This is a genomic window from Rhizobium sp. TH2, from assembly GCF_024707525.1.
In the GTDB taxonomy this organism is placed as follows: domain Bacteria; phylum Pseudomonadota; class Alphaproteobacteria; order Rhizobiales; family Rhizobiaceae; genus Rhizobium_E.
Genome location: NZ_CP062231.1, coordinates 116261 through 132601, shown reverse-complemented (window position 1 = coordinate 132601; position 16341 = coordinate 116261). Strand labels below are relative to the sequence as shown.

Sequence of the window (16341 nt, the reverse complement as noted above, 5' to 3'; positions counted from 1 at the left end):
CCCGTTCTCATTCAGCCGTCTGCATCCAGGTTTCATGCAGATGGCGCCATTCGACGCCGTTGGGCGCCGATGAACTTTCAACGAAAAGTGCGGAGGCGCGCCGCGCGGTTTTCACGCCACGGCGCTCCTGCTTCTCGATATAGGTAATGACAATTGCGCTCCCGGCTTCCCAGGCGGACTGGACATCGGCAATCTCGATCGCATAGTCGCCATCGAAGGTCGCACGGTTGTTGCGAACATAGGACACGACCGCGTCCCGATCGAGCATGTCGCCGCTGGGCGGGATCATCTGTATGCCAGGCCCCATGACCTTGTCGAAACGGTCAAAGTCGATCGCATCAGCAGTCTTCTTGTCGTACCAGGCGACGAAGAATTCATGCAGTGACACAACCTCGTCGCGGGCACGGATGAAGAGTGGAGATTCGCTCATTTCTTCCCCGCATTGAGGTTGTAGTGCATGATCGAGCCGTGGCGACCCTTCCGGTCGCGCTCCAGCGTATAGACGTCCCCTTCCGGGCCGGTGCTCCGGCCGACGACGGCGCCGATCTCGGCGAGATCCTCGCCGGAAAGCACGATGTCCATGATGCCGGCATTGGCCAGTGCGTGGCTCTGGTTGCGAGCGCCGACAATGACGGCGGCGACATGCTCGCGGGTGAGAACCCAGGCGCTCGCGATCGTGGCGATATCGACGCCGTGACGGTCGGCCACGCTCCGGAGCGCCCGCAGCAGTTCCTGGAAGAGATCCCAGCCACCGAAGTCGTCGATGATGAGCTTGTATTTGACGAGCGATCGGTTTTCGAGATTCATATCCGGCTCCGGCTGGCCGAGCCACCGGTCGCTGAGGAAGCCGCCGGCAACCGAGCCATAGCACAGGAACTTGAATCCGTGGCGGGCGGCGAGTTCGGCTACATAGTGCGTCGGCCGCTGGTCGAGCACCGAATATTGCAGCTGCTGGCTCACCAGCGGCACGCCCGCTCCGATGATCTCGGCAAGCCGCGGCGCATCGAAATTGGTGGTTCCCAGATTGCGGACCTTGCCTTCGGCACGCATCTCGTCAAGCCAGCCCATCGCATCGACATAGCCGCTATGGGCATAATCCCACCAATGGAACTGGACGAGGTCGAGCCGCTCGGTCTTCAGACGCTTCAGCGACTGCTCGACGATGCCCCTGATATAGTCGCGGCTGATGCGCGGCAGGATTTCGAGATCCGGCACCAGCTTGGTATGCACCTTCATGCTGGCGGCGACATCCAGCCCGCGTTCCGAGGCGAGCTTGAGACGCGCCGCACCGATCAATTCCTCGACGCCGGTATAGATATCGGCGCAGTCATAGGTCTTGATCCCGGCATCGAAGGCGGCGATCAGATCATCGACCGCCTGTGCGCGATCGATCGCGCCATGTCCGCCCGCGAGCTGCCATCCGCCACGGATGACGCGGGAAATCGCATAGTCCGGCGTGAGTTGGAAGGTCCTGCTCATCGTGATTCTCTTTCAGTAGGCAATGGCACAGCCGTCGTCTCGGCATGGCTGAACCGCCGCTTGCCGAGCCGGACGATCCTGAGGCGGCTGCCGCAATTGGGGTCCGGGCAGGCGATCTCGGCATCCGAGGTCATCCAGTCGTTCGGGTGCGTCTCGCGCTGCTTGGCGGCGAGGAGCGGCAGCACCGCCGAGATCGAATAGATGGAAAAGCCCTGGTCTGCCGGCATCGACAACATCTCGCCACGCAACTCGAAATAGTCGCCTGGCCTGGCGCCGCAATAGATCGGCTTGCCCTCTGGGATCACCGCCTCGACCCGGAGGTCGTAGAGCTCGAAACCGTCATCGATGCCGCTCATGTCACGCCTCCGCCCGGCTGAATGTAACCTCGCAGGCGCCGTTGCGGCGAATGACGCCGCAGGCCGCCGCAAAATGGTCCCGCCCCTCGGTCGCCACCTGGGCGACGACGCTGCCCGCGAGCCAGCCGATCGGGAACAGCAATCGCGCGCCCGCGCCATAGAAAAGGCCGATGTCGAAGATGGCGTTCGGATTGCCGCCCCACATGCGCGGCGGCACGTAGGAGATGACGATATCGCCAGGCTGCGGATTGAGGGTCGCATTCTCGGCCGGCAGCGGCTTTGCATAGGCCGCGCCCTCAAGATGATCAGACGGGACCGGGCAAGATATTTCCGGCCCCGTCCACATTGCATGGATACCGCCGACAATGCGGGGCTCAGTGAGATACTCCCACAGGAAGGCTGCGTTGTCGGGCGCCTTACCGTCGAGCAGCAGCGCCTTGACCGAAAGGCCGGACCTCGATTCCTCGATCAGGATTGCACGGGTCATCATTTGCTCACCTCCCTCAGCTTTTCCTCGGCGAGCATCTTGCTGCGCAGATATTCGAACGGCCGGGAAATGTCGGCGGCGAGCGCCTCTCGCGCGGCATCGACATCCTTGGTCGCGAGCGCACTGACGATGCGGCGATGATATTGGGCGGTATCGACCTCGCCCGCTTCCGAGAAGGCATAGATCGCCACGCGGATGCAGGGGCCGGATTGCAGCCACAGGCTCTCGATCATCGGCATCAGGACGGACGAGCCGCAGGAGCGGTAGATCTCGAAGTGGAACCTCTGATTGAGCGTCACCTCGCGGTCGACGTCCTTGGGCTGCTTGAGGGCGCGCATCTCGTCCCATTCGTGCAGCAGCGCCTCGATACGCGCGAAATCCGGCCCGGTCATGCGTTCGGTGGCGAGCGCAATCGCCTCGCCTTCGATCAGGATGCGGGTGCGCAGCAGATCGGACATGCGCTCGATCGTAATCGGCGGCACGCGGGCGGAGCGGTTCGGCAGCGCCTCCAGCGCCTTTTCGGTGATCAGCCGGCCGACGGCCTCGCGCACCGGCATGGTGCTGGTGGCGAGCGCATCGGCGAGACCACGGATCGTCAGCACCTGGCTCGGCTCGAACATGCCGCCGATCAGCGCGCGCCGCAACTCGGAATAGACCCGATCCTGCACGGTCTCGCGCCCCACCGGCATCAACTGGGCGGCAGAGAGGTCGTTGCTACTCTTGTCGGTTACCGCTGATCGCATCGCGTCCCGTTTCCTCGCGATTTTTCTCTTGCCAATTATTTTAAGCTTAATATTGTGATCAACGCAAGTGTGATCACAAATCAAAAATCACGAAGCGACAAACGCTTCGGCCAGAGGGTCCGATGAGTCCAGGGGAAGCGAGAAGGGTGGAGCCGCCAGGTTCCGCCGTGCTGAGCGCAAGAAACGTCATCCGGCGCTTCGGCGGCCTTCATGCCGTCAACGACGTGACCTTCGATGTCCGCCAAGGCGAAATCCTGGGCTTGATCGGTCCGAATGGCGCCGGCAAGACCACGATGTTCGACCTGCTCGCCGGTAGCCTGCCGCCGACATCGGGCCACATCGTCCTCAATGGCGTCGACGTGTCGCGCGAGATGCCGCACCGTCGCATCGGGCGTGGCCTCGGACGGACCTTCCAGATCCCGCGGCCGCTCGCCAACCTGAGCCTCGTGGAAAATGTCATGCTCGCCGCGCAGAACCAGACCGGCGAGAAGCTGCTCGCCAATTTCCTCAATCCCTTCCGTGTCGCCGCCGAGGAGCGCGCGGCCGAGACGAAGGCGATGGAACTGCTCGATCTGTTGCTGCTTTCGCGTCTCGCCCACGAGCCGGCGCGCGTGCTCTCCGGCGGGCAGCGCAAGCTGCTCGAACTGGCGCGCGTGATGATGGCCGACCCCGCGATCATCCTTCTCGATGAGCCGGCGGCAGGCGTCAACGCCACGCTGCTTGAAGTGATCATGGACCGCATTCGCGAGATCAACGCGCGCGGCGTTACTTTCCTGCTTATCGAGCACAATATCGATATGGTCACCCGCCTCTGCCATCGCGTGCTGGTCATGGCGAGTGGGCAATTGATCGCCGAGGGGACGGCAAGCGAGGTCGCCCGCGATCCCCGCGTCATCGAGGCCTATCTCGGAGGCGCGGCATGACGCGGCCCGTGCTTGAGGTTTCCGACCTGGTCGCCGGCTACGAGCCGGGCGTACCCATCGTGCGCGGCGCATCGATCCGTGTCGATCGCGGCGAGATCGTCGTCGTGCTCGGCCCCAACGGCGCCGGAAAGTCGAGCCTGATCAAGGCGATCGCCGGCTTGGTTCCGGTCTCCGGCGGCACGGTCCTGCTCGATGGCGACGATATCACGACGCTGCCCGCTCATCAGATGGTGCGCCGTGGCCTCGCCTTCGTGCCGCAGACCGAGAACATTTTCCCGCTGATGAGCGTCGAGGACAATCTCCGCACCGCCGGCGGCATTCTGAAGCCGAAGGTCGCCGCCGAGCGCATCGAGCGCATGTACGAGACTTTTCCTGACCTCAGGAACTTCCGCCGCACGAGCGCCGGCAATCTCTCGGGGGGCCAGCGGCAGATGCTCGCCGTCGCCCGCGCCTTGATCGTCGAGCCGAAGCTGCTCGTGCTCGACGAGCCCTCGGCCGGCCTCTCGCCAAAGCTCGTCTCCATGGTTTTCGCGATGCTGAGCGACATTCGCGGCGCGGGAATGACCATCCTGCTCGTCGAGCAGAATGCCAGGGCCGCGCTCGCCATCGGCGACCGTGCCTATGTGCTGGTAGAGGGCCGAGAGGCCCACGAGGGCGTGGCCTCGGAACTCTGGAACGACCCCGTCGTCGCGGAGCTCTATCTCGGCCAGCGCGCCCACCAGCCATCGGGAGGCCAGCCATGAACCTGCAATTCATTGTCGATGGCCTGCTGACGGGCTCGATGATCGGCCTCGGCGCCATCGGCGTCACGCTCACCTATTCCATCCTGCGCTTCTCCAACTTCGCCCATGGCGACTTCATGGCCTGGGGCACCTATGCGACGCTCGCTGTCGTCAGCGCCATCGGCGCGATATTCGGAAAGTTCGCGCCGATCGGCGCGCTCTCCTTCGGTTGGCCGCTGATCGTCGCCGTCATCCTCGGCGCCGCGATCACCGGCCTGCTGGCACTGGCACTTGACATCGTCCTTTTCGCCCGCCTCAGGTCACGCGGACAGGCGATCATCGTCGTGATGGCGAGCTTCGGCGCGTCGATGGCTCTGCGCAGCCTGCTCGAATTCATCTTCACCTCGCGGCCGGCCTATTTCAGCAAGGCGATCCAGATGGCGATGCCGGTTGGATTGGGCATCCGCGTCACGCCCGACCAGGTCGCGCTTCTCATCGTCATCGCCGCACTGGTCACCGCCACACACCTGCTGATGACACGCACCCAGACGGGACGATCGATGCGGGCCGTCAGCCAGAACATGGCGCTCGCCCGGGTCGTGGGCATCGATGTCGCCAAGGTCGTCCGGGTCACCTGGATGCTCGGCGGTGCACTTGCCTGCGTTGCCGGCGTCATGATCGGCATCCTGGTGCAGGTCCGGCCGCTGATGGGCTTCGACATGCTGCTGCCGATGTTCGCCGCGGCCATTCTCGGCGGCATCGGTTCGGTCACCGGCGCTGTTCTCGGCGGGCTGATCATCGGCCTCGCAGAGGCCGCCGCCGTCCAGTTGATCGGTGCCGAATGGCGCGCCGCGATCTCCTTCATCATCCTGATGGGAGTGCTCTTCGTGCGGCCGATCGGAATTTTCGGAGTGAGGGAACGATGATCGATCTTCTCGGATATGTCGCCTTCTTCCTCACCACGGCGCTGGTCTTCGCCCTGATCAGCCTCGGGCTGAACCTGCAATGGGGGCTCACCGGCCTGTTCAATGTCGGGGTCGCGGGCTTCGTCGCGATCGGGGCCTATACGTCGGCGCTGATGACCACGCCCGACGATCCCGTCCGGTTCGGCGGCTTCGGCCTGCCGATCGTCGCCGGCTGGCTGGGGGCAATGCTCGTGGCAGGCATCGCCGCGGCGATCACCGGCTTCGCCACGCTACGGCTGAAATCGGACTATCTCGCGATCACTACCTTCGGCGTCGCCGTCGTCGTCCAGCTCGTGGCCCTCAACGCGCAGAGCGTCACTGGCGGCGCCTTCGGCGTCGGCTTCATCCCGAGGCCCTTCGCCGCGCTTGCCGAGACGCCGATCTATTTCAACCTCGCCAATCTTGCCGTGGTGTCCGCAGTGACGCTCATCGCATACCTAGCCCTCCAGCACCTTGCGCGCAGCCCGTGGGGCCGCGTCCTCAAGGCGCTGCGCGAGGACGAGCGGGCGGCGATCTCGCTCGGCAAGAGCGCCCGCTTCTACCGCGTCCAGGCCTTCGCCGTCGGCGGCGCGCTGATGGGCCTCGCCGGCGCGGTCCAGGCCCATTTCATCGGCTTCATCGCACCGGACAATTACACGCCCATGCTGACCTTCCAGGTCTGGGTGATGCTGATCGTCGGCGGATCGGGCAGCAATCGCGGCGCCGTCATCGGGTCGGTGCTGGTCTGGGCGATCTGGGCCGGATCGGGTGCCCTTGTCAGCTCGCTTGCACCTGCCGACCAGCAGGCCCGCGCCGCCGCATTGCAGATCGTCGCCATCGGCGTGATGCTCTGCGTCATCCTGCTGATCAGACCGAACGGCCTGTTCGGCAACCTCGTCGAGCGCCGCCGCCCGGCCCCGAAGCCCGCCGCCGAGCCTGCCGGTCCATCCTCATGACCGCGATTTCGCTCTGGCACGCGATCGGCGGAGACTATCGCGAACGCCCGGCGCTCACGGAGACTGTCGATGCGGACCTCGCCATCATCGGCGGCGGCTTTTCCGGCCTGTCGACCGCCCTGCATGCGGCCGCGAAAGGTCTCTCGGTGGTGCTGCTCGAGGCCGAGATCATCGCCTGGGGCGCGACGGGCCGCAATGCCGGCTTTGTGGTTCCGAATTTCGCCAAGAAGGACCCGGACGACATCATCGCCGAGCTGGGTACTGAGCGCGGCGAGCGACTGATCCGCTTCGCCAGCACGAGCGCCGACCTCGTTTTCGAACTCATCCGTCGCCACAACATAGAATGCCAGGCCGAGCAGAGCGGCTGGATCCAGCCCGCGCATTCCGCCGCCGCTTTTGACAAGGTCAAATCACGTGCCGCCCAGTGGGCGAGTCGCGGCCGCCCGGTCGTCGTCATGGGCAGATCGGAGACCGAGAGCGTCACGGGTGCCAAGGGCTATGCCGGAAGCTGGACGGACCGTTCGGGCGGTCTCCTCGATCCCGTTGCCTATGCACGCGGCCTGGCGGATGCCGCCGAGGCCGCCGGCGCGCGCATCTTCGAACGGAGCCCGGTGACCGCGATATCCCGCGCGAACGAGGGCTACACGCTGACGACCGCCACTGGCACCGTCCGCGCCGGCAAAGTCTTCATCGCCACAAATGCCTATGGCGGCAAACTGCGACCCGAACTCGCCCGGACCTATTTCCCGCTCCGGGTCTTCCAGATCGCCACCGAACCTCTGCCGCGCGAAGTCAGGAAGCGCCTCCTGCCCGGCAACCAGTCGGTCTCCGATACCCGCCGCAATCTCTTCACCTTCCGCTTCGATGCCGACAACCGCCTCATCAGCGGGGGCATGCATGTCTTCGGTCCGGGCGCCGGGACGCGCGTGCCGGGCACTATCCACCGGCGTCTGGCTAAGATGCTGGAACTCGGCGACGTCCCTCCGATCGCCTGGGCCTGGTCGGGCATGGCTGCGGTCGAGCCGGATTTCCTGCCGCATCTGGTCGACCTCGGTCCCGGACTGCTCGCGGGCTTTGCCTGCAACGGCCGCGGCATCGCGCTGACCACGGCGCTCGGCCGGGAAATTGCTACCTGGGCGTCCGGCATACCGGCCAGCGCCTTGCCGATCCCTTATGCCCCGCCAAGGGAGATACCCTTTCACGGGCTTCTCAAGCACGCACCCAATATACTCCTGCCTTGGAGCATGCTGCGCGACAGGCTCGACGAGGAGCGAAGCGCCTAATCATGTACGGGGCACGTAGACGCGCTCTTGACAGGGCCTCAAGTTTCCTTTCATCTAATGTTGTCAGACATCTTACATTTCTGTACGCATGATTGATCGAAAAGGAGGATTTCGATGAGGAGACTTTTGACATGGCTCGCGCTCGGCGCGGCCGCAATGACGCTATCGACGCAGGCTCAAGCTGGAGCAACGCTCGATCGCGTGCTGGAAAAGAAGGCGATGGTCGTCGCCACTAACAGCGGTTGGCCGCCCCAGAGCTATCTTGACGACAGCAACCAGATGGTCGGCTTCGATATCGATGTTTCGCGCGAGATCGCCAAGCGCCTCGGCGTCGAGGTCAGCTTCGAAACGCCGGATTGGGCAACGCTCACCGGTGGCCGCTGGCAGGGCCGCTACGATCTCGGCGTCGGCTCCGTGACGCCGACGAAGCCGCGTGCCAAGGTGATCGACTTCGTGGGCGTCTATTATTACAGCCCATACGTCTACGTCGTGCACAAGGACAACACCGCCAAGACGGTCACCGACCTCAACGGCAAGGTGATCGGCGTGGAGACGGCGACGACCTCGGAAGATTTCATCAATCGCCGCCTGGAGATCGATGCACCGGGCATTCCACCGATTGAATACAAGCTCGAGCCGGGCGAAGTGCGTACATTCGCCGACTCCATGCTGCCTTTCGATGACCTGCGCCTCGGCGACGGCGTTCGTCTCTCCGCCGTCATCGCGCCGGAACAGACGGCCCAGAACGCGATCAAGAACGGCTATCCGGTCCGCATCATCGAGGGCGAGTATGCCTTCCGCGAGCCGCTCGTCGTGATTGCCGAAAAAGTCGATCCGGAGTGGACCGCCAAGGTCGGCGGCATTATCGCCGAGATGAAGAAGGACGGCACGCTCGCCACCCTGACCACCAAATGGTACGGCAAGGACTTCAGCGCCGATTGATTTGCGCCGTCGCACGGGCGGTCTTAGCCGCCCGTGCCTTTCATTTCGAAGAGCATGCCATGTCCTACCCCGATACCTATTACAAGAGAACCATTGCCGAAGACCGGTCGCGGTCTTCCCTCGCTGGGCCTGAAGATTGCGACACGGTGGTGATCGGCGCAGGGCTGGCTGGTCTGACAACTGCGCTGCAACTCGTCCGCGCCGGCCAGAAAGTGGTCGTGCTGGAAGCCGAGATCGTCGGCTTCGGCGCCTCCGGTCGCAACGGTGGTTTCGTAGCCCCCGGCTTCGCCACGGGCAGCGACGACATCGCCCGGATGGCGGGCAAGGTTGCCGCCAGGAAGCTTTTCCATCTCTCGGTCGAGGGCGTCGAATTCATCCGCGATACGATCCGCGATCTCAATATAGAAAGCGCCGCTCCGCAGCCGGGCATCACCAGCGTTCTGCGCTATGACGATGGTGCCTCGCTCAAGGCCTATCGCGAGCAGTTGCTCAAGGATTACGACTACGAACTCGATTATCTCGACACCGAGCAGGTGCGGGCGGTGCTGAAGTCGCAGCGATATTTCCAGGCACTGCGCAATCCCAGAGCCTTTCATATGCATCCGCTCAACTATCTTCGCGCCATGGCGGCGGAGATCGAGCGGCTCGGCGGCAAGATCTTCGAGGGTTCGGTGGCAACCTCGACCAGCCTCTCCGGCGCCGAGAAACGCGTGCACACCGCCAATGGCGAAGTCCGAGCCCGGCACGTGGTCTTCACGACGGGCGGTTACACCGGCAGCCTCGACCGACGATTGCAGCGCGCCTTCCTGCCGATCGCGACCTATGTCATGGTGAGCGAGGAAGCACCCGATCTCATCGCGTCGGCGATCGCCACCCGCGACGCGATCGGCGACAACCGCCGCGCCGGCGATTACTACCGCCTCATGGATGACGGCAAACGCATCCTGTGGGGCGGCCGCATCACCACGCGCGCCGCATCGACCGCAGGGGTCGTCGCAGAGCTCCGCCGCGAGATGACCGGCACCTATCCGCAACTTTCGGGTCTCAAGACGGAACTCGCCTGGTCGGGTCTGATGTCCTATGCCCGCCACCTGATGCCACAGATCGGCGAGGTCGAGCCCGGCGTCTGGCACTGCACGGCCTTCGGCGGCCACGGGCTCAACACGACCGCGATCGGCGGCAAGCTCGTAGCGGAGGCAATCCTCGGCCAGAGCGACCGCTACAAGCTGTTTGCGCCATTCGGGCTGGTCTGGGCCGGCGGCGCTGCCGGCCTCGCCGTGGCGCAGCTCACCTACTGGAAACTTCAAGCACAGGACTGGTGGCGCGAACGCACTGCCTGAACCAAGGGACACAGGGCATGCTGGCTCGACTCATCCTCACCTATCCTGATGCCGCCCGGCGCCTCGGCGTGGCGCTGATTATCCTGGTGATTACACTCGGGCTCTTTCTGCTTGGCGTCAGTTCGAGCTGGCTCGGCTATCTGCTACCGTCGAGCGCATCCTGGGTCACCGACAATCCGGTCGTCAGCCGCCTTCTATCCTCGTTGCTGATCGCCTTGATTCTCGCGGCCAACTGGACACTGCTTCGGCTTCTGCCGCGCCGCTACCAGACCATCGGCGTGTGGATCGAGCTCTTCGTGCTCCTGATGCTGTTCTTCTATTCCTTCAATCTCTCCTTCACCTTCATCGCCAAGAAGATCGGCTTCCTCATCACCCAGGGCGTCACGACCACGCTCTTTATCTCGGCGATCTCGATTGCGGTCGCCACCGTCATCGCGCTGGCCGGCGCCATCGCCAAGCTCTCGCGCAACGGCGTGATCTATGGGCTTGCGACCTTCTACACCTCGCTCTTCCGCGGCCTGCCGCTGCTCATGCAGATCTACATCATCTATCTCGGCCTGCCGCAGGTCGGCTACGTCATCGGCGCCATACCGGCGGGCATCCTCGCGCTTTCGCTCTGTTACGGCGCCTATATGACCGAGATTTTCCGCGCCGGCATCGAGAGCATCGACAGGGGCCAGTCGGAGGCATCGACAGCGCTCGGCCTGAAGCCGGGCCAGACCATGGCGCTGGTGATCCTGCCGCAGGCCATGCGCATCATCATCCCGCCCACGGGCAACCAGTTTATCGCCATGTTGAAGGATTCCTCGCTTGTGTCGGTCGTCGGCGTCTGGGAGATCATGTATCTGGCCCGCACAATGGGACAGACAGAGTTCCGTCATATCGAAATGCTGATCACCGCCTCCATGATCTATTGGCTGCTTTCGATCGGGCTCGAATATGCCCAGTCCCGTATCGAAGCGCGGTTCGGGCGTTTCAATGTCCGCTGAGATCTCACCGGAACTCCCGGCCGCGTCGGATGCCGGACGCTCGAATACGCGCGCCGCCGGCATCGCCGTTCTTGCCTTTGCGGTGTTTTCCGGCGCCGATGCACTAATCAAGTTCCTTGCGATCGATCTGCCGGCACCGCAGATCACGCTTACCACCACCATCGTCGGGCTGGTGCTGCTGTTTGCCTATGCCGCCGCCAGAGGCCGGCTGCGGGATCTCATGCCGCGCTATCCCGGTCTCGCCGTGTCGCGTGCGCTGCTGCTCGGCGCCGATGCGATCCTCATTCACTATGCCTTCCAGCTGCTGCCGCTCTGGGAAGCCTATCTCATCGCTTTCCTGACGCCTATCCTGGTGGCGGTGCTGAGCTTCCTCCTGCTGGGTGAGAGGCTCTCGCAGCTCGCCTGGCTCGGCGTCGTGCTCGGTTTTGTCGGGGTTACGGTGGCGCTGCGACCCGGCACGGCCGAACTCAATATCGGTCACGCTGCCGCCTTCGCCTCGACGGTTTTCTTCGCGTTATCACTTCTCTTGTTACGACGCGCCAAGGCTGCGGAAAGCGATGAAGCCCTGATCGCGACCTTGCTGGTGGTCATGACACCTTTGGCTCTCGTGACGGCGCTCGGCAGCACCGGCCTCTCGGCCATGGATTTCAACCATACGGTCATTGCCGTGATCGCCGGCATACTCGGCCTTGCGGGTCATGCGCTGCTGGTGCGAGCCTTCCGTGCCGGCGAGGCCTCGGTCGTGGCGCCGTTTCAATACAGCCAGATCATCTGGGGCTGCCTCTATGGCGCGCTGCTGTTCGCGGCACCGGTCGATCCCTACACGATCGCGGGCGCGGCGATCATCATCCTATCCGGCTGGCTGGTGCTCAAATAGGTCTCGCAAGGCCATCGGCTTCTGTGGAAAGCCGCCGACGTGGCTGCAGGCGAGCGCGGCCCGGTCACGCCCGGCCTCGACCGCTTCCTGCAACGATCCGCCGCCGATATGCACGGACAGAAATCCCGCGATGAAGCTGTCGCCCGCGCCGGTCGTGTCTACGACCTCGACCTGCATGATGCCCGTTTCGGCCCGCTCTTCAAGCGTCGCCGCCACCGAACCCCTCGCGCCGCGTGTCACCACAGCGACCCGGACACCGGCGGAAAGAAAGCGGTCGATCGTGGTTTGGACGGCTGCATCGTCCTCACCCGCCGAGCCGAAGGCGATCGTCAGGCCTTCGATGCCGAGATCGGCGGAATCGGCGTTGACCGATATGTCCTGCGAGACGCTGACTCCGGCTGCAGCGAGCGTGCGTCTCAGCGCACCGCCATCATCGAGCCAGCCGATATGGACGTGGTCCATGATCTTGAGCGCGGCGAGATCAGCATCCGACGGTCGGTAGCCGGCGCAGACGCCGAAATCCTCGAACAGAAACACGCGCTCTCCGGATGGCAGGACCTCGATGTCGGTATGGGCGGTCTTGCCGGGTCGCTCCTGCATATGCGCCACGTTGACACCGTTCTCGGTCAGGGCAGTTCTTGTCCGCTCGCCATCGGCATCCGCGCCGACGGCGCCGAAGTAGTGTGCATCATGGCCTAGTTTTGCGAGCTGCACCGCGACATTCACCGCATTGCCGCCGACAAGCGCCTCGCCGATCGGCGGTAGGAACTTGTCGATGCAATTGTCGCCGACCACAGCAATGCGAAGTCTCTTCATCCAGCCCTCTCCATCGGCAACTACGCCGCGCTCGCCTCTGGCAGCATTCGCGGGCGCAGTCAAAGCCGCTTAGCTGAATCAATAGCTAACTCGCTTGTAATAGCGTCGCGTGGTCAGCGGATGATTGCGCATGACTTCGAGATGGGCGCTGATGCGTTCGAGCACCGTGGCAAGCAGCACCGGCGATATCAGGCCTCGAACCTCCGGCGAAATGCCGGGCAGCGCGAGTTCGGCGGTATCGAGCACCGTCAGCCGGTCGGTATAATCAGGTGCGAAATTCGCGACGCGGTCGGCAAGCGGCCGCAGGGCATCCTCGCCCTTGAACAGGATGACCGACACGCCCTTCTCGACCAGCTCCAGCGTGCCGTGGAAGAAATCCGACGCATGGACCGGCCGGGTTCGGATCCACTGCATCTCCTCCAGGATACACATGCCGTAATAGAAGGCTTGCGGCCAGACATTCCCGGCACCGGTGATGATGTGATAATCGGCTCCGGCCAGCACCTTGGCGAAGGCTCCAGCCTTCGGCTCATAAGCCCGCTTCACTTCGAGCAATAGGGCCGGCAGCCCATCGAGTTCATCCGCGATCTGCTCGTAATTCCCGATCTCCCCGCGATGCCGCATGATCGACAGCGCGATGAACAGCGATTGCAGATAGAAGGACTCGCAGGACGTGTCGTCCTCGGCGAAATTCACGAAGACATGATCGCCACCCCTGCCGAGCGGTGTTTCCTCGTGGCCGACCAGAGTAATCACGGTGGCGCCCGCTTCCTTCGCCTTGGCGAGGAGCGCCACGCTTTCCTTCGTCGTGCCCGAGAGCGATGGAATGACGACGATCGATTTGCCATTGAGATTGGCCGATCCCGTGAGCACCAGTTCGGCCGGCATGTCGATGAACACTGGAAATCGCGACCGGCGTTGCAGCAACTGCGCCGCCGGCTGCATCAGAATCGCGGCGCCGCCCGTGCCGAGGAAATGGATGTTTTCAGCACCGGCAGCCAGGCAATCGGCGATCACCCGGTCCAGCCGTTGGCGCAGGCCCACCGCACCGGACTGGATACGGAGAAACCTCTGTTCGTCAAAATTCAGCATACAAGCCTCCGTGCGCGCTAAAGCTAGCAATAATACCAGCAATGTTGTAAGACAACTGACATCTTGATTTGGACGTGTCAATAACACAGCGGTGAATTTGCACTGGCTTTGGCAACACATTGATTGATGCAACGCTGATGAGGCATCAGAAATTCGTTGACCGCGCCGCCAATGTCAGACAAGCACATTCAGGATGGTGGAGAGGATTGCGCCCTTGGACGAGCCCCTGCGTGACAAACAGACCCTTGTGATCAAGTTGCGCGACAGGATCTCGGATCTTATCCGCGACACGAGCCTCAAGCCCGGTGACAAGCTCCCCACCGAAGCCGAACTTACTCGGCGCTTCGGGATCTCCCGCCCGGTCGTCCGCGAGGCTCTCAAGCTCCTCGAACAGGACAGCCTCATTTATGCCGAACACGGCCGCGGCCGCTTCGTTTCGCCGATGTCGGCTGTACAGGTCGACCGGCCGATTACGGCATTCGAGAGCGTGACTGACATGGCCCGGCACTATGGCTATGAGATCGTCAACAAGGTGCTGTCGATTGCCGAAGAGGCGCCGGATGAGCTTGTGGCAAGGCAGTTGCAGATGCGGGTCTCGGATCGCGTGATCCGCATCGAACGCCTGCGACTCCAGCGTGATGAGCCGATCATGTATTGCGTCGACTACGTGCCGCGCAGCCTGATTTCAGCCCGTCTCTACGACGTGGATTGGAGTGGCTCGCTGCTGGCACTGCTCGAGGATTACAAGAACAAGCCGCGCATGTCGGCAGCGAGTGTATCCGCCGTCATGCTGCCGAACGACGTCGTAGAGCGCAACGATCTAAGGGATTTCGGCCCGGCTCTCCTGATCACCGAGACATGCTTCAATGCCGCCGGAATGCCGGTGATCTATGCGATCGACTATCACCGGGGCAGCCACTTCTCGTTCAGTCTGGCGAGAAAATAACTCCGCACTGATTGCTAAAGCGTGTCGCCCCATTTAGTCGTTCGTGTTCACTGGATAGCGACCAGTATCAACTGGTGCGCAATCGAGACATCCACTATAAGACGAGGAAACATCTCCCCGTTGCGCCGATTCCGATCAGTATGGCGCACCTCCCAACCATTGAATGTACCTCATGCCCCTTGCGCCGCAACGCCGCACCTATCTTGCTTTTTTCCTGATCGCGATCTCCACTGGGGCCTTCCTCGCCCGCATCCCCGACCTGCAGGTGATGCTGAACGTCAACAAGGCCGAACTCGGCCTGACGTTGATCGGTTTGGCAGCCGGCGCGCTCGTATCGCTGACATTTTCCTCGCCAGTGATCATGAGGCTAGGCGCCCGACTGACGCTGATGATCACGCTTCTTGGCACCGCAGCGCTCCTCTCCCTTGTCCCCTTCATGCCGGATGCTCCATCGGTTTTCTGCCTTCTGTTTCTCGTTGGCCTGCTCGGCGGCGCCTTCGAGATCAATCTCAATGTCGAGATCGGACGCATCGAGACTCAGGCCGGATTTGGCATCATGAACCGGGCGCATGGATTCTGGAGCGTCGGCTTTTTCGTCACAGCGATCAGCGCCTCGGTTATCCGCCATGCCGGAATCAGCATGCAGACCCATCTTCACCTCGTCCTCGCCCTGGTTTTCGTGTTGGGCGTGGTCAACGTCGCCGGTATGAAGAATGCGGCCATCGTGAAGGCTCCCGAGACCGAGAATGCGCCGCATTTCGCGCTTCCCACTCTTGGCCTACTGCCACTTTGTCTAATTGGGATTGCTGCCTTCCTGGTCGAAGGCGCCGGTATCGATTGGTCAGCGATCTACATGCGCGACGTGTTCAATTCCGAGCCCTTCATCGGCGGCACGGGGCTGACCCTCTTCGCATTTTTCATGGCTGTTGCCCGGCTCTTCATCGATCCGGTCGTGGACCGGCATGGCGCGCGCGCCGTTGCAGTCGTTCTACTCGCTACCGCCGCACTTGGCATCACCATGGTGTGGCTCGCTTCGCATCCCTATGTCGCGCTGGCGGGCTTTGCTCTGATGGGCGGCGGTTGCAGCGCAATTTACCCGATTGCCGTGACAGCCGCAGCACAACGCACCGATCGACCCTCGGTGATCAATGTCGCAGCGCTGGCCCAGATGTCCTTCGTTGTGTTCTTCCTTGCTCCGCCACTGCTTGGCTTTGTTGCGGAGCATTGGGGCATTCGGAACGCCTATCTCGTCTGCCTGCCCTTGATCATCGGTTCGCTACTGGCAAGCCCGGCTTTGGCCACGCAGCGCAGGGAAGTTCAACCGATACAGCAACCGGGGGAATAGTCTTCGACTGCAGCCAGGGCCTGTTCGCGCGCTTACGATTTGTTTGTTTCTGAAAATCAGCAGCAAAAGGCGCCTCCGGGGCGCTTTTAAAACTATTGTAT

General features: G+C 63.0%; 18 protein-coding genes. 11 read left to right on the top strand and 7 right to left on the bottom strand.

The genetic code is table 11. The features are described 5' to 3' along the window. Positions 1 to 7: 7 nt before the first annotated feature. Genes IHQ71_RS00750 through IHQ71_RS00730 form a run of 5 tightly spaced genes read right to left on the bottom strand, consistent with a single transcriptional unit; the run spans position 8 to position 3065 of the window. Positions 8 to 430: a hypothetical protein gene (locus IHQ71_RS00750; protein WP_258159976.1), complete on the bottom strand. Its 423-nt coding sequence runs from the start codon at positions 428 to 430 to the stop codon at positions 8 to 10. After that, positions 427 to 1479 carry an aldo/keto reductase gene (locus tag IHQ71_RS00745; protein WP_258159975.1) on the bottom strand — a complete coding sequence of 351 codons (1053 nt, stop codon included), beginning with the start codon at positions 1477 to 1479 and terminating at the stop codon, positions 427 to 429. The genes IHQ71_RS00750 and IHQ71_RS00745 overlap by 4 nt, the downstream gene beginning before the upstream one ends. Further along, positions 1476 to 1835: a TIGR04076 family protein gene (locus tag IHQ71_RS00740; protein ID WP_258159974.1), complete on the bottom strand. Its 360-nt coding sequence runs from the start codon at positions 1833 to 1835 to the stop codon at positions 1476 to 1478. The genes IHQ71_RS00745 and IHQ71_RS00740 overlap by 4 nt, the downstream gene beginning before the upstream one ends. A 1-nt stretch (position 1836) precedes the next feature. Continuing rightward, on the bottom strand, positions 1837 to 2325 hold the full coding sequence (locus IHQ71_RS00735) for a DUF3830 family protein (protein WP_258159973.1): 489 nt from the start codon (positions 2323 to 2325) through the stop codon (positions 1837 to 1839). Next, a complete protein-coding gene (locus IHQ71_RS00730) occupies positions 2322 to 3065 on the bottom strand; it encodes a GntR family transcriptional regulator (protein WP_258159972.1) in 744 nt (247 codons plus the stop codon). The genes IHQ71_RS00735 and IHQ71_RS00730 overlap by 4 nt, the downstream gene beginning before the upstream one ends. A gap of 122 nt (positions 3066 to 3187) precedes the next feature. Between IHQ71_RS00730 and IHQ71_RS00725 the strand changes: the two genes are divergently transcribed. The 9 genes from IHQ71_RS00725 (at position 3188) to IHQ71_RS00685 (ending at position 12041) form a co-directional block, all read left to right on the top strand. Next, a complete protein-coding gene (locus tag IHQ71_RS00725) occupies positions 3188 to 3988 on the top strand; it encodes an ABC transporter ATP-binding protein (RefSeq protein WP_258159971.1) in 801 nt (266 codons plus the stop codon). Next, on the top strand, positions 3985 to 4731 hold the full coding sequence (locus tag IHQ71_RS00720; RefSeq protein ID WP_258159969.1) for an ABC transporter ATP-binding protein: 747 nt from the start codon (positions 3985 to 3987) through the stop codon (positions 4729 to 4731). The genes IHQ71_RS00725 and IHQ71_RS00720 overlap by 4 nt, the downstream gene beginning before the upstream one ends. Beyond that, positions 4728 to 5636, top strand: coding sequence for a branched-chain amino acid ABC transporter permease (locus IHQ71_RS00715; RefSeq protein WP_258159968.1), 909 nt, complete (start codon positions 4728 to 4730; stop codon positions 5634 to 5636). The genes IHQ71_RS00720 and IHQ71_RS00715 overlap by 4 nt, the downstream gene beginning before the upstream one ends. Further along, positions 5633 to 6610: a branched-chain amino acid ABC transporter permease gene (locus IHQ71_RS00710; RefSeq protein WP_258159967.1), complete on the top strand. Its 978-nt coding sequence runs from the start codon at positions 5633 to 5635 to the stop codon at positions 6608 to 6610. The genes IHQ71_RS00715 and IHQ71_RS00710 overlap by 4 nt, the downstream gene beginning before the upstream one ends. Beyond that, positions 6607 to 7893, top strand: coding sequence for an FAD-binding oxidoreductase (locus tag IHQ71_RS00705; RefSeq protein ID WP_258159966.1), 1287 nt, complete (start codon positions 6607 to 6609; stop codon positions 7891 to 7893). Before IHQ71_RS00710 ends, IHQ71_RS00705 begins: the two co-directional genes overlap by 4 nt. Before the next feature lie 114 nt (positions 7894 to 8007). Beyond that, complete coding sequence (locus IHQ71_RS00700) at positions 8008 to 8835, top strand: transporter substrate-binding domain-containing protein (RefSeq protein WP_258159964.1); 828 nt, start codon at positions 8008 to 8010, stop codon at positions 8833 to 8835. A 59-nt stretch (positions 8836 to 8894) separates the two neighbouring features. After that, a complete protein-coding gene (locus tag IHQ71_RS00695) occupies positions 8895 to 10175 on the top strand; it encodes an FAD-binding oxidoreductase (RefSeq protein WP_258159963.1) in 1281 nt (426 codons plus the stop codon). A 17-nt stretch (positions 10176 to 10192) separates the two neighbouring features. Then, entirely contained in the window at positions 10193 to 11164 is a 972-nt protein-coding gene (locus IHQ71_RS00690; protein WP_258159962.1) for an amino acid ABC transporter permease, read from the top strand. Further along, positions 11154 to 12041, top strand: coding sequence for a DMT family transporter (locus IHQ71_RS00685; protein WP_258159961.1), 888 nt, complete (start codon positions 11154 to 11156; stop codon positions 12039 to 12041). The genes IHQ71_RS00690 and IHQ71_RS00685 overlap by 11 nt, the downstream gene beginning before the upstream one ends. Here IHQ71_RS00685 and IHQ71_RS00680 read toward each other — a convergent pair. Both IHQ71_RS00680 and IHQ71_RS00675 read right to left on the bottom strand, forming a co-directional pair. After that, positions 12015 to 12857, bottom strand: coding sequence for a PfkB family carbohydrate kinase (locus tag IHQ71_RS00680; RefSeq protein ID WP_258159960.1), 843 nt, complete (start codon positions 12855 to 12857; stop codon positions 12015 to 12017). The genes IHQ71_RS00685 and IHQ71_RS00680 overlap by 27 nt on opposite strands. Positions 12858 to 12935: 78 nt before the next feature. Beyond that, on the bottom strand, positions 12936 to 13949 hold the full coding sequence (locus IHQ71_RS00675) for an SIS domain-containing protein (RefSeq protein WP_258159959.1): 1014 nt from the start codon (positions 13947 to 13949) through the stop codon (positions 12936 to 12938). A gap of 214 nt (positions 13950 to 14163) precedes the next feature. Between IHQ71_RS00675 and IHQ71_RS00670 the strand changes: the two genes are divergently transcribed. Both IHQ71_RS00670 and IHQ71_RS00665 read left to right on the top strand, forming a co-directional pair. Beyond that, positions 14164 to 14895: a GntR family transcriptional regulator gene (locus IHQ71_RS00670; protein WP_258159958.1), complete on the top strand. Its 732-nt coding sequence runs from the start codon at positions 14164 to 14166 to the stop codon at positions 14893 to 14895. Positions 14896 to 15067: 172 nt separating this feature from the next. Then, a complete protein-coding gene (locus IHQ71_RS00665; RefSeq protein ID WP_258159956.1) occupies positions 15068 to 16240 on the top strand; it encodes an MFS transporter in 1173 nt (390 codons plus the stop codon). The last annotated feature ends 101 nt before the right edge of the window (positions 16241 to 16341 follow it).